Annotated in this window: 25 protein-coding genes; 16 read left to right on the top strand and 9 right to left on the bottom strand. The window is 70.6% G+C overall.

The window, feature by feature from the left end:
• Window positions 1–5: 5 nt before the first annotated feature.
• The 4 genes from ACFY10_RS11130 to ACFY10_RS11115 all read left to right on the top strand — a co-directional run bounded on the left by ACFY10_RS11130 (window position 6) and on the right by ACFY10_RS11115 (window position 4,162).
• Entirely contained in the window at window positions 6–845 is an 840-nt protein-coding gene (locus tag ACFY10_RS11130) for a TIM barrel protein (RefSeq protein WP_390664772.1), read from the top strand.
• A 164-nt stretch (window positions 846–1,009) separates the two neighbouring features.
• Window positions 1,010–1,924 (top strand): 2-hydroxy-3-oxopropionate reductase, encoded by a 915-nt coding sequence (locus ACFY10_RS11125; RefSeq protein WP_390664771.1) that lies wholly within the window; start codon window positions 1,010–1,012, stop codon window positions 1,922–1,924.
• A gap of 170 nt (window positions 1,925–2,094) precedes the next feature.
• The gene (locus ACFY10_RS11120; RefSeq protein ID WP_390664770.1) at window positions 2,095–3,552 is read left to right on the top strand and encodes a catalase; all 1,458 of its coding nucleotides are present in this window, start codon (window positions 2,095–2,097) and stop codon (window positions 3,550–3,552) included.
• Window positions 3,553–3,922: 370 nt separating this feature from the next.
• Window positions 3,923–4,162, top strand: a complete 240-nt coding sequence (locus tag ACFY10_RS11115) for a hypothetical protein (RefSeq protein ID WP_275781315.1) — start codon at window positions 3,923–3,925, stop codon at window positions 4,160–4,162.
• A gap of 155 nt (window positions 4,163–4,317) precedes the next feature.
• Here ACFY10_RS11115 and ACFY10_RS11110 read toward each other — a convergent pair whose 3' ends face one another.
• On the bottom strand, window positions 4,318–5,127 hold the full coding sequence (locus ACFY10_RS11110; protein ID WP_390664769.1) for an alpha/beta fold hydrolase: 810 nt from the start codon (window positions 5,125–5,127) through the stop codon (window positions 4,318–4,320).
• A gap of 102 nt (window positions 5,128–5,229) precedes the next feature.
• A complete protein-coding gene (gcl, locus tag ACFY10_RS11105) occupies window positions 5,230–7,014 on the bottom strand; it encodes a glyoxylate carboligase (RefSeq protein ID WP_390664768.1) in 1,785 nt (594 codons plus the stop codon).
• Between the two features lie 183 nt (window positions 7,015–7,197).
• Here gcl and ACFY10_RS11100 point away from each other — a divergent pair, with 183 nt between their 5' ends.
• Window positions 7,198–7,899, top strand: coding sequence for a hypothetical protein (locus ACFY10_RS11100; RefSeq protein ID WP_390664767.1), 702 nt, complete (start codon window positions 7,198–7,200; stop codon window positions 7,897–7,899).
• Window positions 7,900–7,927: 28 nt separating this feature from the next.
• On the opposite strand, the gene ACFY10_RS11095 is transcribed toward ACFY10_RS11100, so the two are convergent.
• Window positions 7,928–9,520, bottom strand: a complete 1,593-nt coding sequence (locus ACFY10_RS11095; protein WP_390664766.1) for an AMP-binding protein — start codon at window positions 9,518–9,520, stop codon at window positions 7,928–7,930.
• Window positions 9,517–11,187 (bottom strand): AMP-binding protein, encoded by a 1,671-nt coding sequence (locus ACFY10_RS11090; RefSeq protein WP_390664765.1) that lies wholly within the window; start codon window positions 11,185–11,187, stop codon window positions 9,517–9,519. The genes ACFY10_RS11095 and ACFY10_RS11090 overlap by 4 nt, the downstream gene beginning before the upstream one ends.
• 115 nt (window positions 11,188–11,302) lie before the next feature.
• Between ACFY10_RS11090 and ACFY10_RS11085 the strand changes: the two genes are divergently transcribed.
• The 3 genes from ACFY10_RS11085 to ACFY10_RS11075 all read left to right on the top strand — a co-directional run bounded on the left by ACFY10_RS11085 (window position 11,303) and on the right by ACFY10_RS11075 (window position 16,078).
• Window positions 11,303–12,139 (top strand): response regulator transcription factor, encoded by an 837-nt coding sequence (locus tag ACFY10_RS11085; RefSeq protein ID WP_390664764.1) that lies wholly within the window; start codon window positions 11,303–11,305, stop codon window positions 12,137–12,139.
• Between the two features lie 134 nt (window positions 12,140–12,273).
• Window positions 12,274–15,081: an ATP-binding protein gene (locus tag ACFY10_RS11080; protein ID WP_390664763.1), complete on the top strand. Its 2,808-nt coding sequence runs from the start codon at window positions 12,274–12,276 to the stop codon at window positions 15,079–15,081.
• Between the two features lie 205 nt (window positions 15,082–15,286).
• Window positions 15,287–16,078 carry a S1 family peptidase gene (locus ACFY10_RS11075; protein ID WP_390664762.1) on the top strand — a complete coding sequence of 264 codons (792 nt, stop codon included), beginning with the start codon at window positions 15,287–15,289 and terminating at the stop codon, window positions 16,076–16,078.
• 121 nt (window positions 16,079–16,199) lie between these two features.
• Here ACFY10_RS11075 and dmpI read toward each other — a convergent pair whose 3' ends face one another.
• Together dmpI and ACFY10_RS11065 are read right to left on the bottom strand one after the other, a co-directional pair.
• The gene (gene dmpI / locus ACFY10_RS11070; RefSeq protein WP_115909963.1) at window positions 16,200–16,382 is read right to left on the bottom strand and encodes a 4-oxalocrotonate tautomerase DmpI; all 183 of its coding nucleotides are present in this window, start codon (window positions 16,380–16,382) and stop codon (window positions 16,200–16,202) included.
• 115 nt (window positions 16,383–16,497) lie between these two features.
• Window positions 16,498–17,364, bottom strand: a complete 867-nt coding sequence (locus ACFY10_RS11065; RefSeq protein WP_390664761.1) for a LysR substrate-binding domain-containing protein — start codon at window positions 17,362–17,364, stop codon at window positions 16,498–16,500.
• A 65-nt stretch (window positions 17,365–17,429) separates the two neighbouring features.
• Between ACFY10_RS11065 and ACFY10_RS11060 the strand changes: the two genes are divergently transcribed.
• Entirely contained in the window at window positions 17,430–18,077 is a 648-nt protein-coding gene (locus ACFY10_RS11060) for a LysE family translocator (protein WP_390664760.1), read from the top strand.
• Between the two features lie 18 nt (window positions 18,078–18,095).
• Here ACFY10_RS11060 and ACFY10_RS11055 read toward each other — a convergent pair whose 3' ends face one another.
• Window positions 18,096–19,301, bottom strand: a complete 1,206-nt coding sequence (locus tag ACFY10_RS11055) for a winged helix DNA-binding domain-containing protein (protein ID WP_390664759.1) — start codon at window positions 19,299–19,301, stop codon at window positions 18,096–18,098.
• A gap of 202 nt (window positions 19,302–19,503) precedes the next feature.
• Between ACFY10_RS11055 and ACFY10_RS11050 the strand changes: the two genes are divergently transcribed.
• A complete protein-coding gene (locus ACFY10_RS11050) occupies window positions 19,504–20,643 on the top strand; it encodes a magnesium and cobalt transport protein CorA (RefSeq protein ID WP_390664758.1) in 1,140 nt (379 codons plus the stop codon).
• A 336-nt stretch (window positions 20,644–20,979) separates the two neighbouring features.
• Here ACFY10_RS11050 and ACFY10_RS11045 read toward each other — a convergent pair whose 3' ends face one another.
• Together ACFY10_RS11045 and ACFY10_RS11040 are read right to left on the bottom strand one after the other, a co-directional pair.
• On the bottom strand, window positions 20,980–21,252 hold the full coding sequence (locus tag ACFY10_RS11045; RefSeq protein ID WP_390664936.1) for a transposase: 273 nt from the start codon (window positions 21,250–21,252) through the stop codon (window positions 20,980–20,982).
• Window positions 21,231–21,509 carry a hypothetical protein gene (locus ACFY10_RS11040; RefSeq protein WP_390664757.1) on the bottom strand — a complete coding sequence of 93 codons (279 nt, stop codon included), beginning with the start codon at window positions 21,507–21,509 and terminating at the stop codon, window positions 21,231–21,233. Before ACFY10_RS11040 ends, ACFY10_RS11045 begins: the two co-directional genes overlap by 22 nt.
• A 308-nt stretch (window positions 21,510–21,817) precedes the next feature.
• Here ACFY10_RS11040 and ACFY10_RS11035 point away from each other — a divergent pair, with 308 nt between their 5' ends.
• The 6 genes from ACFY10_RS11035 (at window position 21,818) to ACFY10_RS11010 (ending at window position 26,378) form a co-directional block, all read left to right on the top strand.
• Window positions 21,818–21,997, top strand: a complete 180-nt coding sequence (locus ACFY10_RS11035) for a hypothetical protein (protein WP_390664756.1) — start codon at window positions 21,818–21,820, stop codon at window positions 21,995–21,997.
• A gap of 142 nt (window positions 21,998–22,139) precedes the next feature.
• Entirely contained in the window at window positions 22,140–22,652 is a 513-nt protein-coding gene (locus ACFY10_RS11030) for a cation:proton antiporter (protein ID WP_390664755.1), read from the top strand.
• Window positions 22,653–22,866: 214 nt separating this feature from the next.
• Complete coding sequence (locus ACFY10_RS11025) at window positions 22,867–24,111, top strand: cytochrome P450 (RefSeq protein ID WP_390664754.1); 1,245 nt, start codon at window positions 22,867–22,869, stop codon at window positions 24,109–24,111.
• 38 nt (window positions 24,112–24,149) lie between these two features.
• Complete coding sequence (locus ACFY10_RS11020; RefSeq protein WP_390664753.1) at window positions 24,150–24,347, top strand: ferredoxin; 198 nt, start codon at window positions 24,150–24,152, stop codon at window positions 24,345–24,347.
• Window positions 24,344–25,558 carry an NAD(P)/FAD-dependent oxidoreductase gene (locus tag ACFY10_RS11015; RefSeq protein ID WP_390664752.1) on the top strand — a complete coding sequence of 405 codons (1,215 nt, stop codon included), beginning with the start codon at window positions 24,344–24,346 and terminating at the stop codon, window positions 25,556–25,558. The genes ACFY10_RS11020 and ACFY10_RS11015 overlap by 4 nt, the downstream gene beginning before the upstream one ends.
• Window positions 25,539–26,378 carry an SDR family oxidoreductase gene (locus tag ACFY10_RS11010; protein ID WP_390664751.1) on the top strand — a complete coding sequence of 280 codons (840 nt, stop codon included), beginning with the start codon at window positions 25,539–25,541 and terminating at the stop codon, window positions 26,376–26,378. The genes ACFY10_RS11015 and ACFY10_RS11010 overlap by 20 nt, the downstream gene beginning before the upstream one ends.
• Window positions 26,379–26,507: the final 129 nt, after the last annotated feature.

The raw sequence follows: 26,507 nt of genomic DNA, 5'->3' as shown, positions 1-26,507 counted from the left end.
CCCCAATGGGATTCGACGACCAGCGCTTCAACGTCAACCTGTCGATCCTCTTCACGGAACTCCCGCTCCTGGAGCGCCCCGCGGCCGCCGCCGCGGCGGGCTTCACCGCGGTCGAGCTGTGGTGGCCCTGGGTCGACTCCCCCACCCCCGAGCAGTCCGAGCTCGACGCCCTGAAGAAGGCGATCGAGGACGCGGGCGTCCAGCTCACGGGCCTGAACTTCTACGCCGGGCAGCTCCCCGGGCCCGACCGCGGCGCCCTGTCGATCCCGGGCGAGGAGTCGGAGAAGTTCCGCGCCAACATCGGCGTGGCCGCGGACTTCGCCCAGTCGCTGGGCTGCAAGGCGCTCAACGCGCTGTACGGCAACCGCGTCGAGGGCGTGGACCCGGCCGAGCAGGACGCGCTCGCCCTGGAGAACCTGGTCCTCGCGGCGCGGGCGGCCGACCGCATCGGCGCGATCCTGCTGATCGAGACCCTCAACAAGCCGGAGTCGCCGCTCTACCCGCTGGTGAGCGCGCCGGCCGGCGTCGGCATCGTGGACAAGGTCAACGCCGCGACCGGCCTCGGCAACGCAAAGTTCCTCATGGACCTCTACCACCTGTCCATGAACGGCGAGGACCTCCCGTCGGTGATCGAGCAGTACGCGGCGAAGACCGGCCACGTCCAGATCGCCGACAACCCGGGCCGCGGAGCACCGGGCACGGGGGCGCTGCCGCTGGGGGAGCTGTTGGAGCAGCTGACCAAGGCGGGTTACGAGGGGTGGGTCGGCCTCGAGTACAAGCCGGGTGACCGCCCGAGTGCGGAGTCCTTCGACTGGCTGCCGGTGGAGCAGCGCGCTGCACGCTGACGGCACCCCTGCCAGGGGCTGCCGCCCCCGGACCCCCGCTTCGGCCCTGAAGGGGCCTCGTCCTCAAACGCCGGACGGGCTGGATTTTGCCGACCGACGCCAAGAAGTGCCGCTCGGCGCCAATTCATAGACGTAGCACCGCAGTTCAGAGAGGTACCCCCATCATGAGCACCCTCGCAGACTCTTCCCACCCGACCCGCCCGGCGATTGCCTGGATCGGCCTCGGCATCATGGGCTCCCCCATGTCCGAGAACCTGATCAAGGCGGGTTACGACGTCACCGGCTTCACCCTGGAGCAGGACAAGCTGGACCGCCTGGCCGCCGCCGGTGGCAGCGCGGCCGGGTCCATCGCCGAGGCCGTGCGGGACGCCGACGTGATCGTCACGATGGTGCCCGCGTCGCCGCAGGTCGAGGCGATCGCCTACGGCCCCGACGGCATCCTGGAGAACGCGCGCTCCGGTGCGCTGCTGATCGACATGTCCTCGATCACCCCGCAGACCTCGGTCGACCTGGCGAAGGCCGCGAAGGACAAGGGCATCCGCGTGCTGGACGCGCCGGTGTCCGGCGGTGAGGCCGGCGCGATCGAGGCCGTACTGTCGATCATGGTCGGCGGCGAGCAGGCCGACTTCGACCTCGCGAAGCCGATCCTCGAAGCGCTCGGCAAGACCATCGTGCTGTGCGGTCCGCACGGCTCGGGGCAGACCGTGAAGGCCGCCAACCAGCTGATCGTCGCCGTGAACATCCAGGCGTGCGCCGAGGCCGTGGTCTTCCTGGAGAAGTCCGGCGTGGACCTGAAGGCTGCCCTCGACGTCCTCAACGGCGGCCTGGCCGGCTCGACCGTGCTGACGCGGAAGAAGGACAACTTCCTCGCCCGCGACTTCAAGCCGGGCTTCCGGATCGACCTGCACCACAAGGACATGGGCATCGTCACCGACGCCGCCCGCAATGTCGGTGCCGCGCTGCCCGTCGGTGCCGTGGTCGCCCAGCTGGTCGCCAGCCTGCGTGCGCAGGGCGACGGCGGCCTGGACCACTCGGCCCTGCTGCGGGCCGTGGAGCGCCTCTCCGGCGCCCAGGTCTGACGCACCCCAGACTTCCGGTCGGCGCCGCCGCTGACATCTGTCCTGTCGCGCCCAGGCGGCGGTGCCGGCCGGAATCAACTTCAACAAACTGTTGACGTCCAGATCGCCCCACTTCTAGGCTCCACAAAGCGGAAACAGGTTTCCGCTGACACCCGCACGGAAGGTCCACGATGTCGAAGCGCGTGCTCACGACCGAGTCCGGCGCCCCGGTCGCCGACAACCAGAATTCCGCCTCCGCCGGCATCGGCGGCCCCCTCCTCCTCCAGGACCAGCACCTCCTGGAGAAGCTGGCGCGCTTCAACCGCGAGCGCATCCCGGAGCGCGTGGTGCACGCCCGCGGCTCGGGCGCGTACGGCTACTTCGAGGTGACGGACGACGTCACCGGGTTCACGTACGCCGACTTCCTGAGCACGGTCGGCAGGCGCACCGAGGTCTTCCTGCGCTTCTCGACCGTGGCCGACTCGCTGGGCGGTGCGGACGCGGTCCGCGACCCGCGCGGTTTCGCGGTCAAGTTCTATACGGAAGAGGGCAATTACGACCTCGTCGGGAACAACACCCCGGTGTTCTTCATCAAGGACCCGATCAAGTTCCCGGACTTCATCCACTCGCAGAAGCGCGACCCGTTCACCGGCAAGCAGGAGCCGGACAACGTCTGGGACTTCTGGGCGCACGCCCCCGAGGCCACCCACCAGGTGACCTGGCTGATGGGCGACCGCGGCATCCCGGCGTCGTACCGCCACATGAACGGCTACGGCTCGCACACCTACCAGTGGACGAACGCCCAGGGCGAGGCCTTCTTCGTCAAGTACCACTTCAAGACCAACCAGGGCGTCCGCAGCCTGTCGTCCGAGCAGGCCGCGGAGATCGCGGGCAAGGACGCCAACTCGCACCAGACGGACCTGCTGCAGGCGATCGAGCGGGGCGTGAACCCGTCCTGGACGCTGTACGTGCAGATCATGCCCGCGGCCGAGGCTGCGGACTACCGCTTCAACCCCTTCGACCTCACCAAGGTGTGGCCGCACAAGGACTTCCCGCTGCAGCGCGTGGGCCGACTGGTCCTGGACCGCAATCCGGACAACGTCTTCGCGGAGGTCGAGCAGGCCGCGTTCTCCCCGAACAACTTCGTGCCGGGCATCGGCCCCTCCCCCGACAAGATGCTCCAGGGCCGCCTGTTCGCCTACGCGGACGCCCACCGCTACCGCCTGGGCGTCAACCACACCCTGCTGGCCGTCAACGCCCCGAAGGCAACGACCGCGCAGAACTACGGCCGCGACGGTTTCATGGCGACCAACTCCCAGGGCCGGGCGGCGAAGAACTACGAGCCGAACTCGTACGACGGCCCGGTGGAGACCGGCCGCCCCCTGGCGGCCCCGCTGGCGCTGACCGGCCACACCGGCACCCACGAGGCCCCGCTGCACACCAAGGACGACGACTTCTTCCAGGCGGGCGAGCTGTACCGCCTGATGTCCGCGGACGAGAAGTCCCGCCTGATCGCCAACATCGCCGGCGGCCTCTCGCAGGTCTCGCGCGACGACGTGATCGAGAAGAACCTGGCCCACTTCCACGCTGCCGACCCGGAGTACGGCAGGCGTGTGGAGGAGGCGGTCCGCGCCCTGCGCGAGGACTGAGCCTCGACTCGAGCCGCCCGTGACGGCGTTGGACCCGGATGAGGGGTGGTCCAGCGGCGTCCGGGCAGGACCGGGACCGCGGCGGCGTGCGAGCCAGTGCGGTGGTGAAGGTTCCGAGGCGCCCTTCTCGACCTGAGGGAGGGACGCCGCCGGTTCCGTCGCAGCCACCGCGGTCCCAGCCATCTTCTGTACGGCCCACAGACTCCGTCCGGCGGCGCGAACGTCCTGTCGCGCCCAGCCTCGCACCGCCGGACGGCCACAACCGAATACCTCACCGGCTGAGCAGCGCCGGATGCGGACGGTCCCGCATCCGGCGCTGCTCGGCGTTCGTGGGGGTGCGGATCGGCGCGGCCCGCAGGACGCTGAAGGCATGGCACATCCAACGGAGCATCCGCACATCGTGGTGCACTCGCCGGCCCTGGACGGCTCCCGGCGGGTCACGGAGGGAGACGAGACGCTGGGGATCGCCACGCACGTCGACGACGTCGGCGAGATCCTGCGGCTGGCCGACCTGTACGTCACCGACGTAGAAGGAAGCGATCTCATCGAGTGGCAGGGCGGCGGCCCGGACGACTGGCCGGGGCTGTCCGAGCACCACGAACAGACCTGACATGACATGACCACGCATGTACGCCTGAGGACGTAGGACGTCTACGCAAACCTCAAATCCTGCTCTGAACATGGTTCAAGAGGCTTCAACGGCCCCCGGACGCGGGCATATTCACGTCACGCGGGGCCCGCCGACACGGGGGCGGCGGGCCCCGTTCAGCGTTTCAGGAACGCCAGCGTGTGCTGCAGGAACAGGTCCGGCCGTTCGTTGTACGGCTCGTGGGCCGTGGGCAGCAGCACGCTCACCGTGTGGGCGGGAAGGCCGCGGCGGGCCCGGCGGCCGTCCAGGAAGGCGGGCACGACCGGGTCGCGCCTCCCCCACAGAAGCAGAACCGGTACGGCGATGCCGCCGGGGTTCCGCAGCCCGAACTCCGGGCCCGCGAAGCCCCGCCACACCGCGCAGTGGACCGCCAGCCGCCGTTTGTCGTACGGCAGTGCGCGCGCCCGCGTGTACGTGGCCCGGGCGCTCGGTGTGCGCAGACCGCCCAGGTAGGCGCGGGCCAGCGGAACCACGAGGTGCCGGGCCACCGCCTCCCGGCCCATGACCTCGCGACAGAACCAGCGGGTCAGGACGTTCTGCGCAGTGAACCCCGCAGGGTCGACCAGGACGAGGGCAGCCACCCGCGCCGCGTGCCGGCCCTCGGCGAGCCGGCAGGCCACGTATCCGCCGACACTGTTGCCGAGCACCGCGATCGGCCCTTCGGTGTCCAGTGCGTCCACGACCTGCTCGGCGACGGTCACGAGCCCCTCGGGGGTCACCTGCCGGGGGTCGGACGCGGTCGAGTCGCCGTAGCCGGGCCAGTCCACGACGAAGACACGGTGGTGGTCGGCCAGGGCGGGCAGGACCGCGTCGTAGTCCCGGCCGTCACCCGGATTGGCGTGCAGGAGCAGCAGGGCGGGCCCGTCGGGCGGGCCTTCGCAGCGCACGGCGACATCACCGAGCGCCGTGGGAACCGTCATCCGCATGCGCCAGAGCATGCCGGAGCCGGCGGGCGCCTGTGAACAGCACAAAGGGGGCGACCCAACCCCCGGTTGGATCGCCCCTCGCCGACTGCTGTGTCGGATGTGTCAGACCTTCAGCGTCTTGATCGATGTCGGGGCGTGCCCCGGCTCGGTCGCGATCTCCTCGAACTCGACGACGTTGCTGATGTCGTTGGTGGTCGACATGGAGATGTTGGTGACGCGCTCCAGGATCGCCTCGACGACGACCGGCACCTGGAACTCGGCGGCGAGCTTCTTGGCCTGCTCGAAGGCCGCGCCCAGTTCGGCCGGGTCGGTCACCCGGATCGCCTTGCAGCCCAGACCCTCGGCGACCTTGACGTGGTCGACGCCGTAGACGCCGAGCTCGGGCGAGTTGATGTTCTCGAACTCCAGCTTGACCTGGAAGTCGATGTCGAACGCCCGCTGCGCCTGCCGGATCAGGCCCAGGTAGGCGTTGTTCACGAGGACGTGGACGTACGGGATCCTGTGCTGCGCGCCGACCGCCAGTTCCTCGATCATGAACTGGAAGTCGTAGTCGCCGGAGAGGGCGACGACCTGCGCCTCCGGGTCGGCCTTCGCGACGCCTAGCGCGGCCGGGATGGTCCAGCCGAGGGGGCCCGCCTGGCCGCAGTTGATCCAGTGGCGCGGCTTGAAGACGTGCAGCATCTGGGCGCCGGCGATCTGGGACAGACCGATCGTCGAGACGTACCGCGTCTCGGGACCGAACGCCTTGTTCATCTCCTCGTAGACGCGCTGCGGCTTGATCGGGATGTCGTCGAAGTGCGTACGGCGCTGGAGAGTCGCCTTCTTCTCCTGGGCCGAGGCCGCCCAGGCCGAACGGTCGGGGAGCCTGCCTTCCGCCTTCAACTCCCTTGCCACCTCGACGAACAGCTCCAGCGCGGCCCGCGCGTCGGAGGCGATGCCGTAGTCCGGGGCGAAGATCTTGCCGATCTGGGTGGGCTCGATGTCGACGTGGACGAACTTGCGGCCGGCCGTGTAGACGTCGAGCTTGCCGGTGTGGCGGTTGGCCCAGCGGTTGCCGATGCCCAGGACGAAGTCGGACTCCAGGAAGGTCGCGTTGCCGTAGCGGTGCGAGGTCTGCAGGCCGACCATGCCGGCGTTCAGCTCGTGGTCGTCGGGCAGGACGCCCCAGCCCATGAGGGTCGGGACCACCGGGGTGCCCGTCAACTCGGCGAACTCGACGAGGAGTTCGGCCGCGTCGGCGTTGATGACACCGCCGCCCGCGACGATCAGCGGCCGCTCGGACTCGTTCAGCAGCCCGATCGCCTTCTCGATCTGGGCGCGGGTCGCGGCCGGCTTGTAGACCGGGAGGGGCTCGTAGGTCTCCGGGTCGAACTCGATCTCGGTGAGCTGCACGTCGATCGGCAGGTCGATGAGGACCGGGCCGGGGCGGGCGGAGCGCATGAGGTGGAAGGCCTGCTGGAAGACGCCCGGAACCTGTGCGGCCTCGAGCACCGTGACCGCCATTTTCGCGACCGGCTTGGCGATCGAGGCGATGTCGACGGCCTGGAAGTCCTCTTTGTGGATCACGGCGGTCGGGGCCTGGCCCGTGATGCACAGGATCGGGATGGAGTCGCCGGTGGCGGAGTACAGCCCGGTGATCATGTCGGTGCCGGCCGGGCCGGAGGTGCCGATGCAGACACCGATGTTGCCCGGGTGGGTCCTCGTGTACCCCTCGGCCATGTGCGAGGCGCCCTCGACATGGCGGGCGAGGGTGTGGTTGATGCCGCCGGAGGCCTTGAGCGCCGCGTAGAAGGGGTTGATCGCCGCGCCGGGCACACCGAACGCGTTGGTGACGCCCTCGCGCTTGAGGATCTCAACTGCCGCGCGGGCAGCGGTCATACGTGCCATCGAGTACTCCTGCTTCGGCTGTCGGACTAGCACTCCCGTCGCGCCCCGCGGTGAGCTCTTCCGTAATCGACTTCCCTGTTTAGTTTCCACATTTCGGAAACTAGTTTCTACTATCTGGAAGCAATGTAAGTGGGCAGGGGAAGGCCGTCAAGAGACGGACAAGCGGGGGCCCGCTGGAGGACGATGTGGGCCATGTCAGAGAGCGTCTCGGTGCGCTGTCCGGCCTGCCGGCGCGAGCACCTGTATGCGGCGCCGTCGTATCCGTGCACATGCGGGGCGCCGGTCGCCCCGCCGCTGGACCGGCACGGGACGGCGACGGCCGTCACCCATCGGGCCTGGGCGGAGGACTGGGTCACTCTGCAGTGCGGCTCCTGCGGCCGCCGGGACCAGTGGCCGCGCCCCGAGCTGGGCTGCCCGTGCGGGACGGTGCTGCGGATCGCGGTGGCCGGGCAGACGGCCACGGCAGAGGTGAGCACAGAGGTCGCACCGGCCCCGCCGAAGCGCCGTCTGCCCTTCCAGCCCGTCACCATCCGCACCGCCCGGGACGCGGTGACGGCCGCCGCCGTGTATCTGCGCTGGCTCGGCTACCGGGACATCCGCCGGGCCGACCAGCGGCCCCCGTCCGGCATCGGCATCGCCGCCCGCGGCCTGCTGGCCCAGGTCGACCCGACCGTACGCCCGGCCTCGCTGCGGGACGTGGAGTGCCTGTGGCTGACCGCCATGACGGAGTCGGCGGCCTGTGTCTACTTCTCCCTGGCCGGCTACGCCACCGACGCCCGCACCCGCGCGGACACCCTCGGCGTCCCGCTCTTCGTCCTCGACCTCACGGGCACGCCCCAGCCGGTGAACAGCCTCGCCGACGAACTGGACGCCACCGGCAGCTGAGCTCCGGTGGCGTCACACACGGTCGTCCTCAGACGCCGTACTTCTCCCGCAGTTCGATCTTCCGGACCTTCCCGGACACCGTCATCGGAAAGGCCTCCAGGATCTGCACCCTGCTCGGTACCTTGTAGTGGGCCAGCTGTCCCTCGCAGAAGGCGCGCACGTCCTGCAGGGTCGGCGGGTCGGCCGGGTCGCGCGGGATGACGCAGGCGAGGACCTCCTCGCCGTAGCGCTCGTGCGGTACGCCCACGACCTGGACGTCCGCGATCTTCGGGTGGCCGTAGAGGAACTCCTCGATCTCGCGCGGGTAGATGTTCTCGCCGCCCCGGATGATCATGTCCTTGATGCGGCCGACGATCTCGACATAGCCGTCCTCGCGCATCAGGGCCAGGTCCCCGGTGTGCATCCAGCGGCCGGGGTCGACGGCCTCGGCGGTCTTCTCGGGCTCGTTCCAGTAGCCGAGCATCACGCTGTAGCCGCGGGTGCACAACTCGCCTGCCTCGCCCCGGGGCTGGGTCACGCCGGTCGCCGGGTCGACGATCTTCACCTCGATGTGCGGGAGGACCCGGCCGACCGTTCCGGTGCGGTGTTCCAGGTCGTCGTCCCTGCGGGTCTGGAGGGAGACCGGGGACGTCTCCGTCATGCCGTAGCAGATGGAGACCTCCGCCATGTGCATCTCGGCGACCACCCGCTTCATGACCTCGACCGGGCAGGGCGAGCCCGCCATGATGCCGGTGCGCAGGGTGGAGAGGTCGTAGCTCGCGAAGTCGGCGAGGTTCAGCTCCGCGATGAACATGGTCGGGACGCCGTAGAGAGAGGTGCAGCGCTCCTGCTGGACGGCCTCCAACGTCGCCTTCGGGTCGAAGGACGGCCCCGGGATCACCATGCACGCACCGTGCGAGGTCGCGGCCAGGTTGCCCATAACCATGCCGAAGCAGTGGTAGAAGGGCACCGGGATGCAGATCCGGTCCTGCTCGGTGTAGGCGATCAACTCGCCCACGAAATAACCGTTGTTGAGGATGTTGTGGTGGGAGAGGGTGGCCCCCTTGGGGAAGCCCGTCGTGCCCGAGGTGTACTGGATGTTGATGGGGTCGTCGCAGGACAGCGCCTCGTAGGAGACGTCGGGGGTGCCACGCCGGAGCAGTTCCTGCCAGCTCGGGTCGCCGATGTACACGACCTCGCGCAACTCGGGGCACCTGCCCCGCACTTGCTCGACCATCGCCCGGTAGTCGCTCGTCTTGTGGCTGAGGGAGGCGAAGAGCAGCGAGATGCCGGCCTGATTGAGGACGTACTCGACCTCGTGGGTGCGGTAGGCCGGGTTGATGTTCACCATGATCGCGCCGATGCGGGCGGTGGCGTACTGGACCAGGACCCACTCGGCGCAGTTGATCGCCCAGATGCCCACCCGGTCGCCCTTGGCGACCCCGCCGGCCACCAGCGCCTGCGCCAGCTCCTCGACGTCCGCGCCGAACTGGGCGTACGTCCAGCGCCGCCCGGACGGCACGTCCACGAGCGCCTCGCGGTCCGGCCAGCTCGCCACGGCCCGGTCGAGGTTGGCGCCGATCGTGTCGCCGAGCAGGGTGGTGCCGCTCGTGCCGTGTGTGTACGACCACTGCGAGGTCATCGGAAGTCCTCCTCGCGGTACTCCTCGGCCGAGCCCGCGGCGGTCGCCTCGCGCAGCTCGATCCGGCGGATCTTGCCCGAGACGGTCTTGGGCAGCGGCCCGAACTCCAGACGGCGGATGCGCTTGTACGCGGCGAGGACCTCGCGGGAGTGCTCGAACAGCACCTTCGCGGTGTCGGGGCCCGGCTGCCAGCCCTCGGCGAGGACGACGTACGCCTTGGGGACGGCCAGCCGCAGCTCGTCCGGGGCGGGCACAACGGCCGCCTCGGCCACGGCCGGGTGCTCCAGCAGGGCGCTCTCCAGCTCGAACGGGGAGATCTTGTAGTCACTCGCCTTGAACACGTCATCGGCTCGCCCCACGTATGTGATGTAGCCGTCGGCGTCCCGCGAGCCGATGTCGCCGGTGCGGTAGTAACCGCCGGCCATCGCCTCCGCCGTACGGTCCGGGGCGCCGTGGTAGCCGGTCATCAGGCCGACGGGCTGCACCGACAGATCGAGGGCGATCTCGCCCTCGGCGGCGCCCGGGGCACCCGTCACCGGGTCCAGCAGCTCGACCCGGTATCCCGGGCTCGGCCGCCCCATCGAGCCGGTCTTGAGCTCCTGCCCCGGGCTGTTGGCGACCTGGACGGCCGTCTCGGTCTGTCCGAAGCCGTCCCGGATGGTGACGCCCCAGACCCGCCGCACCTGCTCGATGACCTCGGGGTTCAGGGGCTCGCCCGCCGCCACGACCTCGCGGGGCGGGGTGCGCAGCTGGGTCAGGTCGGCCTGGATGAGCATGCGCCATACGGTGGGCGGGGCGCAGAAGGTGGTCACCCCGGCCCGGTCCATCTCGGCCATCAGCCGGCCCGCGTCGAAGCGGGTGTAGTTGTGGATGAAGACCGTCGCCTCCGCGTTCCACGGGGCGAACAGGTTCGACCAGGCGTGCTTGGCCCAGCCGGGCGAGGAGATGTTGAGGTGTACGTCGCCGGGCTTGAGGCCGATCCAGTACAGGGTCGCCAGGTGGCCGATCGGGTACGAGGTGTGGGTGTGCTCGACCAGCTTGGGGCGGGCGGTGGTGCCCGAGGTGAAGTACAGCATCAGCGGGTCGTCGGCCTGGGTCGGGCCGTCCGGTGTGAAGTCGGCGGAGGCGGCGTACGCGTCCTCGTACGCCTGCCAGCCCTCGGGGGCCCCGCCCACCGCGATGCGCGTGTACCTGCCGGGCACCTCGTCGAACTTGCCGGTGTCCTCCGCCCGTACGAGCACATGCCGGACGCGGCCTCGGTCGACGCGGTCGCGCAGGTCGGCGGGGCCGAGCAGCGGGGTGGCCGGGATGACGACGGCGCGCAGCTTCATCGCCGCGAGGGCCGTCTCCCACAGCTCGGCCTGGTTGCCGAGCATGACCAGGATGCGGTCCTCGGCGCGGACGCCGCGCTCGCGCAGCCAGTTCGCCACCCGGTCGGAGCGGTCGGACATCTCCGCGAACGAGACCCGGACCTCGGTCCCGTCCTCCTCGACGATGTGCAGGGCGGTCCGGTCGTTGCCGTCGGCGATGACGTCGAACCAGTCGAGCGCCCAGTTGAAACGCTCGGGGCGGGGCCAGCTGAAACCCTCGTACGCCTTCGCGTAGTCCTCGCGGTGCTCCAGCAGGAAGTCCCGCGCACTGCGGAAGAGCTCCGTCGCCGTCGTCATCGAATCCTCCTCATCACCGGACCATTGCCGGGCGGCTCTCTGCCATCGTGTAATCCGTGATGCAGGTCTCACTACCCCCGAACGGGGGTGTGCGCTGCAGGGGAAGGGCAAGCAGGTGACAGCAGATGCGGCCGGAGCGGTCGAGATACGAGGCGCGTTGGTACGGCTGCGGCGCACCACCGGGCTCCCGGTCGCCTTCGGCGGCCTGGTGGAGCCGGGGCGCCGGCACATGCGTATCAGCGAACTCAGCGGCACCGAGACACCCGCACTGAGCGGACTCCCGGTGACCTCCGGCAACGGCCTGGGCGGCCGGGCGGTCGCGCTCGCCCGGCCGTGCGCGGTGACGGACTACTCCTCGTCGCAGCAGATCAGCCACGAGTACGACATCCCGGTCGCCATGGAGGGGCTGCACTCGATCCTCGCGGTGCCGGTGGTCGTACGGCGCCGGGTGCGGGGCGTGTTGTACGGCGCCCTGCGCACGGCGCAGCCGCTCGGCGACCGGACCCTGGGCGCGGCGATGGAGGCCGCGCGGGACGTGGAACAGGCGCTGGCCGTCGGGGACGAGGCGCGGGGACTGCTGGCCGCGGCCGCCCGCGCCGAGCCGGACCGGGATCCGGCGGGGGCTGCCGCCTGGGAGCAGGTGCGCGAGGCCCACGCGGCCCTGCGGGCGCTGGCGCCGCGGATCGCGGACCCGGCACTGCGGGCGGAACTGCTCGGCGTGTGCGGGCTGCTGGCCCCGAGGGCGCAGGCTGACGGAGTGGGCCTGGCCCCTCGTGAGCTGGACGTGCTGGCCTGTGTGGCGGCGGGGGCCACGAACGCGGTCGCCGCCGAGCGGCTCGGTCTGCGGGCCGAGACGGTCAAGGGGTACCTGCGGTCGGCGATGCGGAAGCTCGGGGCTCACACGCGTGGCGAGGCGGTGGTTGCGGCCCGCCGGGCGGGACTGCTGCCGTAGCGAGCTATTCATTCACCGGCGCTTTGAATTTATCCATGCCTGGCCGTTGTTATATCCCTCACCACGTGGCCGGTCCGAAATTCAAAGAGAGATTGCCTAGAATTTGGCTGGGACACGACACTTGGAGGGGAGCGGTGACCGTGCGAGGGGACTTCAAGGAGCCTGCCAGACGCCACCCCGACCTGGTCATCGGCAGGGATGAGCTGCTCAGCGCGGCCCGCGAGCAGCTCGCGCGGGGCGGCAGCGTGCTGCTCCACGGCCCCGCCGGAATAGGAAAGTCGACCGCTCTGCGGGCTTTGGCATCCGAATACGGGACAGCCGCCCGCACCGTGTTGCGCTGCTCGGCGACCGAGTCCGAATCCCATCTCCCGTTCCTGGCCCTCGCCGACCTGCTCGGCCTGGTCGTGGACGAGGTGTCCGACAAGCTGCCCGCCGCCCAGCGCACGGCACTGGAAAGCGCACTCACCGGCCGCGGCGAGTCCACCCTCCAGCGCGACGGCCTCGCCCTGCGCCTGGCGGTCCTGTCCGCACTGCGCGCGCTCGCCGCTCAGGGGCCCGTCCTCGTCGTGGCGGACGACCTGCAGTGGCTGGACCCGGCGAGCTCGGAGCTCCTCGGCTTCGCCGCCCGCCGACTGGGCGACACCCCGGTGCAACTGCTGTGCGCGGTACGCACGGAGGGCCAGGAGTACGACCGTCACCTGGCCGCGTCGCCGCCCGACACCCTGGCCGTACGGCTCGGCGCGCTCTCCCGCGCGCAGGTGTCCTCGCTGCTCGACCACCGCGGCTACACCGGCCTGCCGCGCTCCACCGTCCGGGACATCCACCGCACCAGCGGCGGCAACCCGTTCTTCGCGCTCGAACTGGGCCGTGCCCTGGCCGAGAACCCGACCCCGCCACGGCCGGGCGAGCCGCTGCCGGTGCCCACCTCGCTGCGTGCGCTGGTGCTCAACCGGCTGGACATGCTCTCCGTCGAGGCCCGCCGCACCCTCCTGGTGGCCAGCGTGGGCGCCCGCCCCACCCTGGCCCTGCTCCGTGAGGCCGGCCGCAAGAACGCCGAGGACGAGACCGCGCAGGCGGCCGAACTCGGGCTGCTGGCCACCGAGCCGGAAGGCCCCGCCGTACGGTTCGCGCATCCGCTGATCTCGGCCGCGCTGTACGCGGAGGCGCCCGCGCAGGAGCGGCGGGCCGCGCACGCCGCGCTGTCCACGGCGGCCTCCGACCCGATCGAGCGGGCCCGGCATCTCGCGCTGGCGACCACCGGCACCGACCCGGAGGCCGCGGCCCGCCTCGCCGAGGCCGCCGCCCTCGCCCGGGACCGCGGGGCACCCTCGGTCGCCGCGTCGCTCGGGCTGCTCGCCGCCCGGCACACCCCGGCCGACGGCGAGCCGGGCCCGGACGAGCGCCGGCTGCAGGCAGCCGAGGACGCGATCACCGCCGGCGAGGTGGACCTCGCCCGGGACATCGCCCGGGACGTGCTGACCCGGGCCACCGCGCCCGCGGACCGGGTACGGGCCTGGATGGTGGTGATCGAGGCCGCCGGACAGGCCCTCGGCGAGGTCGACACCGTCTACCCGCAGGCGCTGGCCGACGCCGGCGACGACCCCGGGCTGCTCGCCCTGGTCCACTACCAGCTGGCCTGGCGTGGACTGGTCGTGGCGGGCGACTTCGCCATCGGCCGGGAGGAGGCCGCGCACGCCGCCGAGCTCGCGGCCCGGGCCGGCGACCGGCGCACCGAACTCCTCGCGCTCGCCTTCCAGGCGCAGACCGAGATCCTGATGGGCCACCCGGACGGTCCCGCGACCATCAAGCGCGCCCTGAAGGAACCCCAGCTCCCCGAGGTGGCCTGCCACCACAACGGCGCGGGCGCGACCCGCTACCGCTGGCTGATCATGAGCGACCAGCTGCCCGAGGCCCGCTCCACCGTCAACGCGCTGCTGCGCGAGGTGCGCAGGCGCGGCATGGTCGAGAGCGAGGTGCACTTCGTGCGCCTGCTCGCCGAGACCGAACTGCGCTCCGGGCACTGCGGCCGCGCCCTCGACCTGGCCCGGGAGAGCATGCGGCTGGCCCGTGACTCGGGGATCGGCGAGGTGCCCTCCGCCGTGCTCGCCTCCATCGCGGAGGCCTCCGGCGGGGACGTGGAACGGGCGCTGACGCTGGGCCACGAGGCGGTGGAGCTGGCCGAGCGGGCCGGCGACCAGATGTACATCTCCCGGGGGCTGACCGCGCTCGGGCACGCCCAGTTGGTGGCCGGGGACGCCGAGGGGGCGGTCCGCTCCCTGCGCCGGGTGCGGGACCTGGAGAACGGGCTCGGCATCACCGACCCGGCGCGCGGCCGCTGGCACGGCGACCTCGCCGAGGCCCTCGTGCGGATCGGTGCGCTGGACGAGGCGCAGCAGCTCCTCGACGTGGCGCGCGAACATGCGCTGCGGCTGGGGCGCGAGAGCGTGCTGGCCGTCCTGGACCGGGCCGAGGCACTGGTGCGGGCCGCGCGCGGGGAGCACGAGGCCGCGCTCGCCCAGTTGACGTCGGCGCAGGACCGGCTCGCCAAGCTGGGGTACGGGCTGGAGGAGGCACGTGCCTCGTTCGCGCGGGCGTCGCTGCACACCGGCCGGCCGGGACCGAAGTCGTACGACGAAGCGGCCCGGCTGTTCCGCCGTTGCCGGGCGCTGCCCTGGGTGCGTCAGGTGGAGGCGGCCGCCGTGGCGAACCCGGTGGAACCGATCGCCCCCACTGCTGCGTCAGAGGGCCTGGAAGGTCTTGCCGCGATGGAACGCCAGGTCGCCGCGCTCGTCATGGAGGGCGCGACCAACCGGGAGATCGCCGCGCGTCTGTTCATCAGCGTGAAGACGGTCGAGGCAACACTGACCCGGGTCTACCGCAAGCTGGGGATCCGCTCGCGCGTGGATATCGTCCGTTTGGCGGCTGCACGGCGAGCGAAGTGACGGCGCGCCAGGTTAACTGAACCCGACCGAGGGTTTTCCCTCACCCAACCCCCTAGGGGGTTCCCTCATTGGGAGCCGGGGGTTCCGGGTCCTAGCGTAAGGACGTGCCGCTCGCCCGGGCATACGGGGGTCGGTCCCGCGACCCCCGTGCACAACCCCCCACACCCGCGCGACCCCCCACCGGCAACCCCCACTGAGGAGACTCATGTTCGGGTCCAACCGTGCCAGAAAGACCGCCGCGGCAGTCGCGGCGACCGCTGCGGCGGCCGTCACCGGACTGCTCGGCGCGCCTTCCGCGGCAGCCGCGCCCCAGCCCATCGTGGGCGGTACCACGACCACGACCACGGCTTACCCGTTCGTCATGCAGATCACGGACGCCTCGCAGAACCAGTTCTGCGGCGGCACCCTCGTCTCGGCCACCAAGGTGATAACCGCCGCTCACTGCATGGTCGGCGAGACCACCAGCAGCGTCCGAGTCGTCGGCGGCCGCACCTACCTCAACGGCACCAACGGCACGGTCAGCAAGGTCAGCAAGATCTGGATCAACCCGGACTACACGGACGCCACCAACGGCGACGACGTGGCCGTACTGACGCTGTCGACGTCGATGCCGTACACGACGGCTTCGTACGTCTCGTCCTCGGACACCTCGGTGTACGCGGCCGGCACCACCGCCCGCATCCTCGGATGGGGCACCACCTCGGAGAACGGCAGCTCCTCCAACCAGCTGCGGACCGCGACCGTACCGACCGTGGCCGACTCCAGCTGCAAGAGCTCCTACGGTTCGGAGTTCGTCCAGACCGACATGGTTTGCGCCGGATACACAGCCGGCGGCACAGACACCTGCCAGGGCGACAGCGGCGGTCCCCTGCTCATCGGGGGCGTCCTGGCAGGGATTACTTCTTGGGGCAACGGCTGCGCGGAGGCCGGTTACCCGGGTGTCTACACCCGGCTGACCACCTTCTCGAGCCTGGTGACCGCACAGGTCAACTCGTAGGACGGGTACCCCAGAAGATCTCCTGAGCACCCCTCAGGTGAGAGACAAGGGGGCGTTGCGGGCTACCACGAGCAGCTCGCAGCGCCCCCTTTCCATGCGCTCTACCGGCCTTCTCCGTGCGCTACTTGTCGGCGGTGAGCCTGCCCGCCGCGCCCCAGCTGTCCGCCGGTACCTCGTGGATCCACACCTGAACGGTCTCGGCCGGGATCCTGTACGCGTCGACGAAGGCGTCGGTGATGCGCTTGACGAGGTCCCGCTTGAGCTCGGTGTCGCGGGGACCCTGCTGGACGGTGACGATCGGCATGGCTGAACTCCCTTGAACTGGTTGCCTGTTCGGACCCCTTGCGGGTTCCTTTTCCGTGGGTCCAGTCCATCGCGCCGGGCGTCCGCGACCAAGAGGCAGACCGCGACCGCAGCGATCAGTTCTCGTGATCGCCGCAGGCCAGCAGCAGGGTGTCCAGATGCGGCGGCGGGGTGCTGACGGGCACGGCGAGGCCCGTCGACAGGGCGAGGCCCGGTGCGCGGAACGGCACGAAGGCGACGCGGGGACTGTGCAGCACGCGCGCGTGGGACGCGTACACGACGGTCCACAGGGGGCGGCTGCCGATGGTGGCCAGAGTGTCCTGCAAGGAGCCGCTCGCCGGTCCCGGCAACGGCTCGAACCCGGCCTCGTGACAGGCGCCGACGACCAGGTCGACCAGGGCAGGGTTGTTGCGGCGCTCGGTGAGGGTGAGCGGCACCTCGGCGAGCTCCTCGACGCCGATCTCCGCGCGGTCTGCAAGGGGGTGCGTGGCGGGGAGGGCGGCCACCAGGGGGTCGGGCCACAGGCGCAGCACGCGTACGCCCGGCACCGGTTCGACGGCCCGCACGAAAGCGGCGTCCAACTGGCCGCCCGCGACCCGGGCCAGGCGTTCGGCGGCCGGCAGTGAGAACAGCTCGACGGGCACGTCCGGCGCACGGCGCGCGAACGCGGCGAGCACGCGGTCGAGATGCGTGCCGAGTCCCGTACTGGTGCCGATCCTGAGGCCGGGCGGCGGGGCGACGGCGGCACGCGCCCGGTCGGCCGCCGTCAGGACCGCCCGCGCCTCGGGCAGCAGCCGTTCCCCCGCCGCCGTGAGCCGCACCCGGCGCGGCGTCCGGTCGAACAGCTCGGCGCCCAGCTCCCGCTCCAGGCGCTGTATCTGCATGCTCACCGCGGACTGCACGATGTGCAGCCGCTCGGCCGCCCGTCCGAAGTGCAGCTCCTCGGCGACGGTCACGAAATAGGTGAGCTGCCGCAGTTCCATGGGCTCGACTCTAGAGGGGCGCGGCGGGCGGCTGTTTGAATGAGCGCCCGAGGAGAGTGATGCACATGGTGTCGACAGACCGTTTCCTCGCCTTCGCCGCGATGTCCCTGCTGGTGATCGTGATTCCGGGCCCCAGCGTCCTGTTCGTCATCGGCCGCGCGCTCGCGCACGGCCGCCGTACGGCGGTGGCGACGGCGATCGGCAATGTCTTCGGCTCGTATCTGCTGGTGGTGGCGGTCGCTATCGGTATCGGCTCGCTGGTGGAGCGCTCGTTGGCGCTCTACCTGGTGGTGAAGCTCGCAGGCGCGGCCTACCTGGTGTACCTGGGCGTGCAGGCCTTCCGGCACCGCAAGCAGCTGAAGGCGTCGGCGATCCGGACACAGCCGACGGGACCGGCCCGCGGCGATCTGCGCACGGTGCTCGACGGTGTGCTCGTCGGGGTGACCAACCCGAAGGGCGTGGTCTTCTTCGCCGCCGTACTCCCCCAGTTCGTGGACCAATCGGCAGGCCGCCTACCGCTCCAGATGCTGCTGCTCGGCCTGATCCCGATCTCGATCGGCCTGGTCACGGACACCCTGTGGGGCCTGACCGCCTCGGCCGCCCGCACCTGGTTCGCCCGCTCCGACCGCCGCCTGTCGATGATCGGCGGCGCGGGCGGATTCGCGATGATCGGGCTGGGCCTGACGGTGGCGGTGACGGGCCGGGCGGACTGAGAGTTTGTTCCCAGGCGCTTACCGGATCACGGTCCCGAAACGGATGTCGTACGACGTGCCGGGGTGCATGATGCCGAGCATCCTCTCCCCTTCTTCCGCGACTTCCGCCCGCTGGGCCTTGGTGAGCCTGCCGAACGGCTCGACGACGAGGGCGCCCTCCGTCAACCTCCACACCCCCGCCAGGAATCCGTCGACGAGGAAGGTGCAGTAGGCCTGGTTGCCCACCCAGCTGCGGCCCCAGTACTCGGGCGGTACGACCCGGGTGCGGTCGGCGTGGGAGAGGAGCAGGTTGTCGAACTCGGGGAGGAAACGGGGCGGGGCCGGAGTGTCCGCGTCGGGACGTGGTGCATCCGGCAGGTCGAAGAGCTCGACGCCGTTCTCGTCCCGGAAGGTGACCAGCTGCGGACGGAGCCGCTCGAAGGCGTCGCGCAGCCGGGTCAGGCCGGCCCAGGTCTGCATGTCCTTGACGGAGGCGGGACCGAAGGCGGCGAGGTAGCGCAGGACGGTGGCGTCGGGGGATGGCGCCGCTCCGTCGGGCTGGATGCCCGGCGTCGGAGCGGTCGCAGCCGCCGCGGTCGGAGGCGGGGCAGCCGCGGCCGACGCGGTGGCAGTCGGCGTGGCCGAGCGGTCGGCCGGGCCGCGGCCGAGCCAGTGCTCCGCGGTGGTGAGGGCGACCTGGCCGCTCCTCCCCCACAGTCCGCGCGGGGTGACCTGGACGAGCGGGAGCTTGCAGCGGGCGGCGATGCCGAGGGCCTGCGGGTCGGCGTCGGGCCACTCGGTCTGCAGGGCCTCGCGCAACTGCTTCATGGTGCGCGGCTCGGCCTCGACGAGGTCGCGGGCGAGCACGGCCAACCGGTCCAGGTCCACACCCCCAAGTCCGTTGCGGAAGTTGGTGAGTTCGCGGTCGCGGGCCGACTGGACGAGCGGGCGCAGGGTGAGGGCGTCGGCGGCGGTGTGGGTGTGGATGGTCGAGCGCATGGTGACGATACGGACGACCTCACGGTCCGCCATCGGCCCGGAAAGATCCTCGGGGGTGAAGCCGTCGAGGCGGGCGGCGAGCGCGTAGTACGGCGGCCTGACGTTCTGCGCCTGGAGCCCGACGAGATGCTCGACGGCGGCCTTCGCGTCCAGCGGCGACCGGCGCAGCAGCAGCTGCCGTTCGAGGGTGGCGCGGTTGAGCGCGCGGGTTCCGAGCACGGGAGCCGTCGCTGTCGTCTTCGTCATGCCCCGCACGCTAGCCGGGCTTGCGGACACCCTCTGTCCGCAACTCTCACCGAATCCCGGAGGCGCAGGTCACCCCGGCGCCGTTTGCCCCGTATATCCTGCCCGGGATCACGCAGCCGCAGGTTCGACCCGGGAGGCAGCCGCATGTACGAGCGACGCGCCCTCCCCCACTCTCGACTTCGCTCGAGCGGGAGGTGCCCCCATGGCCTCCAATAATGGGAAGAAATCCGTCTGGCGCCGGGCACTGACCCCACCGCAGCCGCCGGCGTCGAACACCGCACCACCCCCGGCCGACCCGGCTCCCCCGGAGCCCTCGCAGGTGGCCAGCGTCGTCCAGGCGGCCCTGTACCGGGACGGTGTCCGCGTCGCCGCCCCGGCCACCCTCGCCGAGACCTTCCGCGAACTGCGCGACCAGCCGTCCGGCATGGCCTGGATCGGCCTCGCCCGCCCCACCGAGGGCGAACTCCTCTCCCTGGCCGCCGAGTTCGACCTGCACCCGCTCGCGGTCGAGGACGCGATGGAGGCCCACCAGCGCCCGAAACTGGAACGCTACGGCGACACCCTCTTCGTCGTGCTGCGGGCAGCCCGCTACCTGGACGCCCCGGAGGAGGTCGACTTCGGCGAGCTGCACGTGTTCGTGGGCCCCGATTTCGTCATCACGGTCCGCCACGGCGCCGCCCCCGACCTCTCCGCGGTCCGCCACCGCATGGAGGAGACCCCGGAGCTGATGAAGCTGGGCCCGGAGGCGGTCCTCTACGCCATACTCGACGCGGTCGTCGACGGCTACGCGCCGGTGGTGGCAGGTGTCCAGAACGACATCGACGAGATCGAGACCGAGGTCTTCCGCGGCGACCCCGAGGTCTCCCGCCGCATCTACGAACTCTCCCGCGAAATGGTCGAGTTCCAGCGCGCCACCCGCCCCCTGGTCGGCATGCTGCACGGCCTGATCGCCGGGTTCTCCAAGTACGGAACGGACGAGGAACTCCAGCGCCATCTGCGGGACGTCGCCGACCACGTGACCCACACCAGCGAACGCGTCGACGGCTTCCGCCAGGCCCTCACCGACATCCTCACGGTGAACGCGACGCTGGTCACCCAGCAGCAGAACGCGGAGATGCGGGCGCTGGCGGAAGCGGGGTTCGAGCAGAACGAGGAGATCAAGCGGATCTCGTCGTGGGCGGCGATTCTCTTCGCCCCGACGCTGGTCGGGACGATCTACGGGATGAACTTCACGCACATGCCGGAGTTGCACTGGGTATTCGGATACCCCTTCGCGATCTTGCTGATGGCGGTTGTATGTACCGGTTTGTACGCCATCTTCAAGCGAAGGGACTGGCTCTGAGCGACCAGCCGCACGAGCGCGTGCCCCTCGGGCTCAGAGCAGTCCACGAGACGGGCGACTCATGCCGGGTGGCCGGTACCGACATCACCCAGTCAAGTTCAGCAGTCTTCCTCCTCATCGAGATCATCGGGAAACACCAGATCAGGGCCTGATCCACTTTCGCGGATCAGGCCCTGACCGGCTTCCGAGGCGTCTGCATGTCAGCTGGGTGTGATCTTCAGCGACGCCCGGCAGATCGCAGAGTCGATATTTCACCTCCCACGCGATCAGCCCGGCGGTATCGGCATTCGCCTGCAGCCCGGTCAGCACGGCCGACCAGACGCCGGTGCGCCGCCATCAGCGGAACAACCCACAGACCGTCTGCCACAGCCCGTGCTCCACCGGTTGGTCTCGCCATGGGGCACTGGTCCGCACCCGCCGGCGGCTCCCGTCGCTCAGCCTTCGTCGACATACGGACGGCCTGCCGATCTGCGCAACAGGCAACAGCCGTTCCAGCGCTGCCCATTGCTCATCCGAGAGATCCTCACGGCCCGCACCGAGATCATCACGGCATGAGACGTAGCGAGAAGCCCGTTCTAGGACACGACCTAGGAGGCGCTGTCGTTGCAGCCCATGGACGAGCCAACGTGAGTGTCCTGCCCGCCCGAGTTGCCCTCGCCGTTGAGCGCGTTGCCCAGCGCGCCGTTGAGGACGCCAACCTGGCCGAGGACGTCGACGTTCAGGTCGTGCGACTTGCAGCGGGCGCTCTGCAGGACGTTCTTGCCGCCGTGACCGTCGCCCCCGTCGGCGGTGGCGGTGCCGGCACTCAGGAGTCCGACGCTACCGAGGGCGACGACCAGGACGACAGCCTTGTGAAGCTTGTTCATGTCAGCTCCGATGGAGTGAGGTGGGTGCGATCCGTGAGAGATCGACTTCGTACAGTTACTAGACGTTAATATGAAGAATGGTGATATAGAACGATGACGCGCCGGGATTCGTGATCTCTTGAAGGAAGCGCCCCGGACAACTGCATGGCCCCCGGCACCACCCGCTGACCCTCCGTCAGATCGCCCGCGGGGCGAGACGCCACCCCCGTGATGGCCCCCGGCTGGGGGATGCGCCCCTGCTTACCGGCGGGGGCGTTGCGGCCACCTGCCGGATGGGCAGCCGCCCGCCATGCACCGAGGCTTACCGCATGGAACGTCACATACAGCGCGGGAACTCCCGGTACCCCCGCAGGGGCCGTTGCGAAGCCGTCCTGCTGACCGCGGCGGCCGGTTTCGCAGTCCTGGCCGTGATCCGTCCGGACCTGTACGGCTCAATCGCACGGCACTTCGCCGCGGCGGTGTCGGTCCTGGCCCACGTCCTCCGCTGACGGACACGGACCCGAACCCCTGACGCCGGTACGGCACCAAGAGGGTCAGCGGCGGCCCGCGTCAAGCCGGTTCCCTCCCAGCCTGCCCACACTCGACGAAAGCTCGACCACAGCGCTCCCCACCGTCCTGGCCGCCGCGGTTATGGCCCTGATCCGTTCGCTCGCCGCGCTCCGGCTCCAGCGCCGGCACCTCGGCGCTCCGGCGACCATGGTGCCGGCCGGCATCCTGGTGGGGCTCAGCGTGGAGGACTCGGTTGTCGCCGCGCTGAACACGGAAGTGGCCCAGCATGTCGCCGAGATCATCCTGGCCTTCCTGCTGTTCGTCGACGCCACGGAGGTACGCGGCGGCCGGTTGTGGGGCAACTCGCCCCGGCTGGTCGCCAGGGTGCTACTGGTGGCGCTCCCGGTGAGCCTCGGCGCGGCGATGCCGGCGGGCAAGCTGGCGTTCCCGGAGTCGCCCTGGGCTCTGATGCCGGTCGTCGCCTGCATCGTCGTACCGATCGACTTCGCTCCCAGCGAGCAAGTCGTGCGCGATCCCCGGCTGTCGGCGCGGGTGAGGAGCGTGCTGAACGTCGAGAGCGGCTACAACGACGGCATGGCCGTCGGCCTCGCCCCTCGCCTGCGCGAGGAGCTGTTTGTCCAGCGCGTCGGCTGAGAGCGCGGGTTCGATTTTTCTCACCCGCTCCGTGGTGAAACCCCAGGCCAGCAGCTAGCTGCCATGCACGGCATCACCCCGGGAAAAAGATTGCTTGACTTAAGTAAGTCGTTCATGATTGCCTAACTCAAGCAATAACCCATCTCGCCTTCCCCACCATCCCCCCACCACCAGGGTTTCCGCCGTCGGAGACCCCGTCCCGAGGAGAGAGACCATGTCCGACGCTCCCACCTGCCCCATGTCCGGCGGCTCGTCGCAGCCCCTGCCCGAGTACCCGATGCAGAGGGCGGCGGAGTGCCCGATGGCTCCGCCTCCGGCCGTGCACGAGCTGCGGGCGGAGAGGCCGATCGGCAAGGTGCGGATCTGGAACGGCACGACGCCCTGGCTGATCACCCGCCACGCGGACCAGCGGGCCCTGCTCACCGACCCGCGGGTCAGCAACGACGACCTCGCCCCCGGCTTCCCCTACGTGAACGCGCACCGCGCGGCCATCGCCGACAAGGCCCCGAGGATGATCACCAACACGGACGCCCCGGAGCACACCCGGCTGCGCCGCATGGTCAACGGCCCGTTCGTCGTCAAGCGGATCCAGGCCATGCGGCCCGCCGTGCAGAAGATGGTCGACGATCTGGTCGACGGCCTGCTGGCCGGGCCGAACCCGGCCGATCTGCTCACCGGGCTGGCACTGCCCCTTCCGTCGCTCGTCATCGCCGAGCTGCTGGGCGTGCCGTACCGGGACCACAGCTTCTTCCAGGACAACAGCGCCCACGTCCTCGACGGCTCGCTGTCCGCGGAGGAGGCGGCGAGGGCCAGCGGTGCCCTGCTGCACTACCTGGAGACCCTGTTCGACCAGAAGTACGACGATCCGGGCGAGGACGTCCTCTCGGAGATGGCCGGGCGGGTCAAGGCCGGTGAGATGACCCGCAGCGAGGCGACCCACATGGGTGTCGCCATGCTCATCGCCGGTCACGAGACCACTACGACGATGATCAGCCTCGGCACCCTCGCCCTGCTCGAACACCCCGACCAGCTCGCCCTGTTGCGCGAGACCGACGACCCGAAGGTGATCGCGAACGCGGTCGAGGAGGTGCTGCGCTACCTGACGATCCTCCAGACGGGAGTCCGGCGCGTCGCCGGTGAGGACATCGAGTACGGCGGTGTCGTCATCCGGGCCGGTGACGGCATCATCTTCGACCTGCACGCGGCGAACTGGGACCCGGAGGCGTTCCCGGGGGCCGAACGGCTGGACATCGGCCGTGCCGCCCGTACACACCAGGCGTTCGGCTACGGCCCTCACCAGTGCCTGGGCCAGAACCTCGCCCGCCTCGAACTCCAGGCCGTCTACGGCACCCTCTACCGCCGCGTTCCCACGCTGCGGCTGGCCACCACCATCGACCAGCTGGAGTTCGACCACACCGGCACCACCTACGGCATCAAGTCCCTGCCCGTCACGTGGTGACGACACCTTCCTTCATGACAGAACGAGAGGAGACAGCCATGCGAGTGGAGCTGGACGTACCGAAGTGTGTCGCGTCGGGGCAGTGTGTGATGGCGTCACCTGAGGTGTTCGACCAGCGGGAGGACGACGGTGTCGCGATCCTGCTGGAGGAGCACCCCGGTGACGAACTGCTCGACGGAGTCCGGGAGGCCGTGGCCATCTGCCCGGCGGCGGCGATCCGCCTGGTCGAGCGATGAGCGGCACGCTCGAGCGGGTCGCGATCGTCGGTGCCTCGGCGGCCGGCCTCGCGGCGGCCGAGACCCTGCGCCGCGAGGGATACGACGGCACGATCACCCTGATCGGTGACGAGCCGCACGCCCCCTACGACCGGCCGCCGCTGTCCAAGCAGGTGCTGGCAGGCGACTGGACGCCCGAGCGAGTGGGCCTGCGCGGCGCGGCCGATCTCGAAGCGCTCCGACTCGACCTGCGCCTCGGCGTCGCCGCGACCGGTCTGGACGTACCGGACGGCACGGTGCGTCTGGCCGACGGCTCAAAGGTGTCGTACGACGGTCTGATCGTGGCCACCGGCGTACGTCCGCGTCGGCTGCCCGGTGCGGACGCGCACGTGATGCGCACCCTGGACGACGCCCTGGCGCTGCGGGACCGGTTGGGGCCGGGGCGGCGGCTGGTCGTGGTCGGCGCCGGATTCCTCGGCGCCGAGGCCGCCGCGGTGGCCTCGGGTCTGGGTGCCGAGGTGGTCCTCCTGGAGCCCGCGCCCGTGCCGCTGGCGCACGCCGTGGGGACGCAGGTCGGGCTGGTGCTGTCCCGGGTCCACGAGCGCAGGGGTGTCGACCTGCGCACCGGTGTCACCGTGACCGAGGTGACCGCGAACGGCGTCCGGCTCGCCGACGGCCAGGTGGTCGAGGCCGACGAGGTACTGGTCGCCATCGGCTCGCTGCCCAACACCGACTGGCTGGACGGCAGCGGCCTGACGGTCGGCGACGGCCTGGTGTGCGACGAGTACTGCGAGGCCGGGCCGGGTGTGTACGCGGCCGGTGACGTGGCCCGTTGGCACAACCCGCTGTTCGGCACGTCGATGCGGATCGAGCACCGCACCAACGCCGGCGAGCAGGGCATGGCCGCCGCCCGCAACCTGCTCCACCCCGAGGCGCGCAAGCCGTTCGCGCCGGTGCCGTACTTCTGGTCCGACCAGTACGACATGAAGATCCAGGCCTACGGCTATCTGCGCGGGCACGACGAAGTCGCCGTCGTGGAGGGGGACTTGGCCGAAGGCCGGTTCGTGGCCGCGTACCGCACGGGCGACCGGCTCACCGGCGCCCTGGCCGTGGGAGTGACACCGAAGGTGATCCGGCAGTGGCGGCAGTCCATCGCCGTCGGGGCGCGCTGGCGCGATGCCGTAGAGGTCACCACCGACCGAGGAGGTGTTCATGCTGAACCACGGGGATGACCAGGGCGATGTCGTCGTCGTCACCGGAGCCGGCGGTATGGGTACGGCGGTCGCGCGGCGGCTCGGCAGCGGCCGTACGGTCGTGCTGGCCGATGCCTCACAGGAGCAACTCGACCGCGCGGTCGAGACGTTGAGCGCGGCGGGGTTCGCGGCACGGGGCGTGGTGACGGACGTATCCGCCCGGGCTGCGGTCGACAAGCTCGCCGCCGAGGCCGCCGGTGAGGGCCGCATCACCGCCATCGTGCACACGGCGGGCGTCGCGGCCGCGACCGCGTCGGCACGCAAGGTACTGGAGGTGGACCTGCTCGGCACGGCCCACGTCATCGACGCCTTCACGCCGGTGATCGGCCACGGCACGTCCATGGTCTGCGTCTCCAGCATGGCCGGCCATTACGCGCCCGTCGACCGGGAACACGAGCGGGCGCTGGCGACGGCGCCCACGGACGAGCTCCTCGGGCTGGACTGTGTCACCGCCGTCGGGGACGACGCGCAGGCCGCTTACATGCTGTCGAAGCGGGCCAACCACGTGCGGGTCGAGGCCACGGCACTCGCCTGGAACCTGCGCGGCGCGCGGATCAACACCATCAGCCCGGGTGTGGTCTCCACCGCCATGTCGCAGGCGGAGATCGCCTCCGACCCCGACGGGCACATGATGAAGATGCTCCGGGCGTGCGGTGCCGGCCGTGCCGGGACCCCGGAGGAGATCGCGGAGGCCGCGGCGTTCCTGACCGGCCCCCACTCGCTGTTCATCACCGGCACCGACCTGCTCGTCGACGGCGGTCAGGCCGCCTGGGTCCGCTGGCACATGCAGCGGCCGTAGCCCGTGCGTTGAGCAAGGTCCCGGGGCGACGAGCATGCTCGTCGTCCCCGGCCCGGATATGTGGATAGACCGGGTGCCGGGGGGCGCACCCCCAGGGCTGGTGCCGGCCGGGCCATTCGCCGGACCGGG

This window comes from Streptomyces sp. NPDC001401, from assembly GCF_042895385.1.
Classification (GTDB): Bacteria; Actinomycetota; Actinomycetes; order Streptomycetales; family Streptomycetaceae; genus Streptomyces.
Note: the sequence above shows the minus strand (reverse complement) of the source record. Positions and strands in the feature narration are given on the sequence as shown.

Bases quoted from the DNA above. Each gene is read 5' to 3' on its own strand.
- ACFY10_RS11130 (WP_390664772.1), top strand. From the start codon at position 6: ATGGGATTCGACGACCAGCGCTTCAACGTCAACCTGTCGATCCTCTTC.
- ACFY10_RS11125 (WP_390664771.1), top strand. From the start codon at position 1,010: ATGAGCACCCTCGCAGACTCTTCCCACCCGACCCGCCCGGCGATTGCC.
- ACFY10_RS11120 (WP_390664770.1), top strand. From the start codon at position 2,095: ATGTCGAAGCGCGTGCTCACGACCGAGTCCGGCGCCCCGGTCGCCGAC.
- ACFY10_RS11115 (WP_275781315.1), top strand. From the start codon at position 3,923: ATGGCACATCCAACGGAGCATCCGCACATCGTGGTGCACTCGCCGGCC.
- ACFY10_RS11110 (WP_390664769.1), bottom strand. From the start codon at position 5,127: ATGCGGATGACGGTTCCCACGGCGCTCGGTGATGTCGCCGTGCGCTGC.
- gcl (WP_390664768.1), bottom strand. From the start codon at position 7,014: ATGGCACGTATGACCGCTGCCCGCGCGGCAGTTGAGATCCTCAAGCGC.
- ACFY10_RS11100 (WP_390664767.1), top strand. From the start codon at position 7,198: ATGTGGGCCATGTCAGAGAGCGTCTCGGTGCGCTGTCCGGCCTGCCGG.
- ACFY10_RS11095 (WP_390664766.1), bottom strand. From the start codon at position 9,520: ATGACCTCGCAGTGGTCGTACACACACGGCACGAGCGGCACCACCCTG.
- ACFY10_RS11090 (WP_390664765.1), bottom strand. From the start codon at position 11,187: ATGACGACGGCGACGGAGCTCTTCCGCAGTGCGCGGGACTTCCTGCTG.
- ACFY10_RS11075 (WP_390664762.1), top strand. From the start codon at position 15,287: ATGTTCGGGTCCAACCGTGCCAGAAAGACCGCCGCGGCAGTCGCGGCG.
- dmpI (WP_115909963.1), bottom strand. From the start codon at position 16,382: ATGCCGATCGTCACCGTCCAGCAGGGTCCCCGCGACACCGAGCTCAAG.
- ACFY10_RS11065 (WP_390664761.1), bottom strand. From the start codon at position 17,364: ATGGAACTGCGGCAGCTCACCTATTTCGTGACCGTCGCCGAGGAGCTG.
- ACFY10_RS11060 (WP_390664760.1), top strand. From the start codon at position 17,430: ATGGTGTCGACAGACCGTTTCCTCGCCTTCGCCGCGATGTCCCTGCTG.
- ACFY10_RS11055 (WP_390664759.1), bottom strand. From the start codon at position 19,301: ATGACGAAGACGACAGCGACGGCTCCCGTGCTCGGAACCCGCGCGCTC.
- ACFY10_RS11050 (WP_390664758.1), top strand. From the start codon at position 19,504: ATGGCCTCCAATAATGGGAAGAAATCCGTCTGGCGCCGGGCACTGACC.
- ACFY10_RS11040 (WP_390664757.1), bottom strand. From the start codon at position 21,509: ATGAACAAGCTTCACAAGGCTGTCGTCCTGGTCGTCGCCCTCGGTAGC.
- ACFY10_RS11035 (WP_390664756.1), top strand. From the start codon at position 21,818: ATGGAACGTCACATACAGCGCGGGAACTCCCGGTACCCCCGCAGGGGC.
- ACFY10_RS11030 (WP_390664755.1), top strand. From the start codon at position 22,140: ATGGCCCTGATCCGTTCGCTCGCCGCGCTCCGGCTCCAGCGCCGGCAC.
- ACFY10_RS11025 (WP_390664754.1), top strand. From the start codon at position 22,867: ATGTCCGACGCTCCCACCTGCCCCATGTCCGGCGGCTCGTCGCAGCCC.
- ACFY10_RS11020 (WP_390664753.1), top strand. From the start codon at position 24,150: ATGCGAGTGGAGCTGGACGTACCGAAGTGTGTCGCGTCGGGGCAGTGT.
- ACFY10_RS11015 (WP_390664752.1), top strand. From the start codon at position 24,344: ATGAGCGGCACGCTCGAGCGGGTCGCGATCGTCGGTGCCTCGGCGGCC.
- ACFY10_RS11010 (WP_390664751.1), top strand. From the start codon at position 25,539: ATGCTGAACCACGGGGATGACCAGGGCGATGTCGTCGTCGTCACCGGA.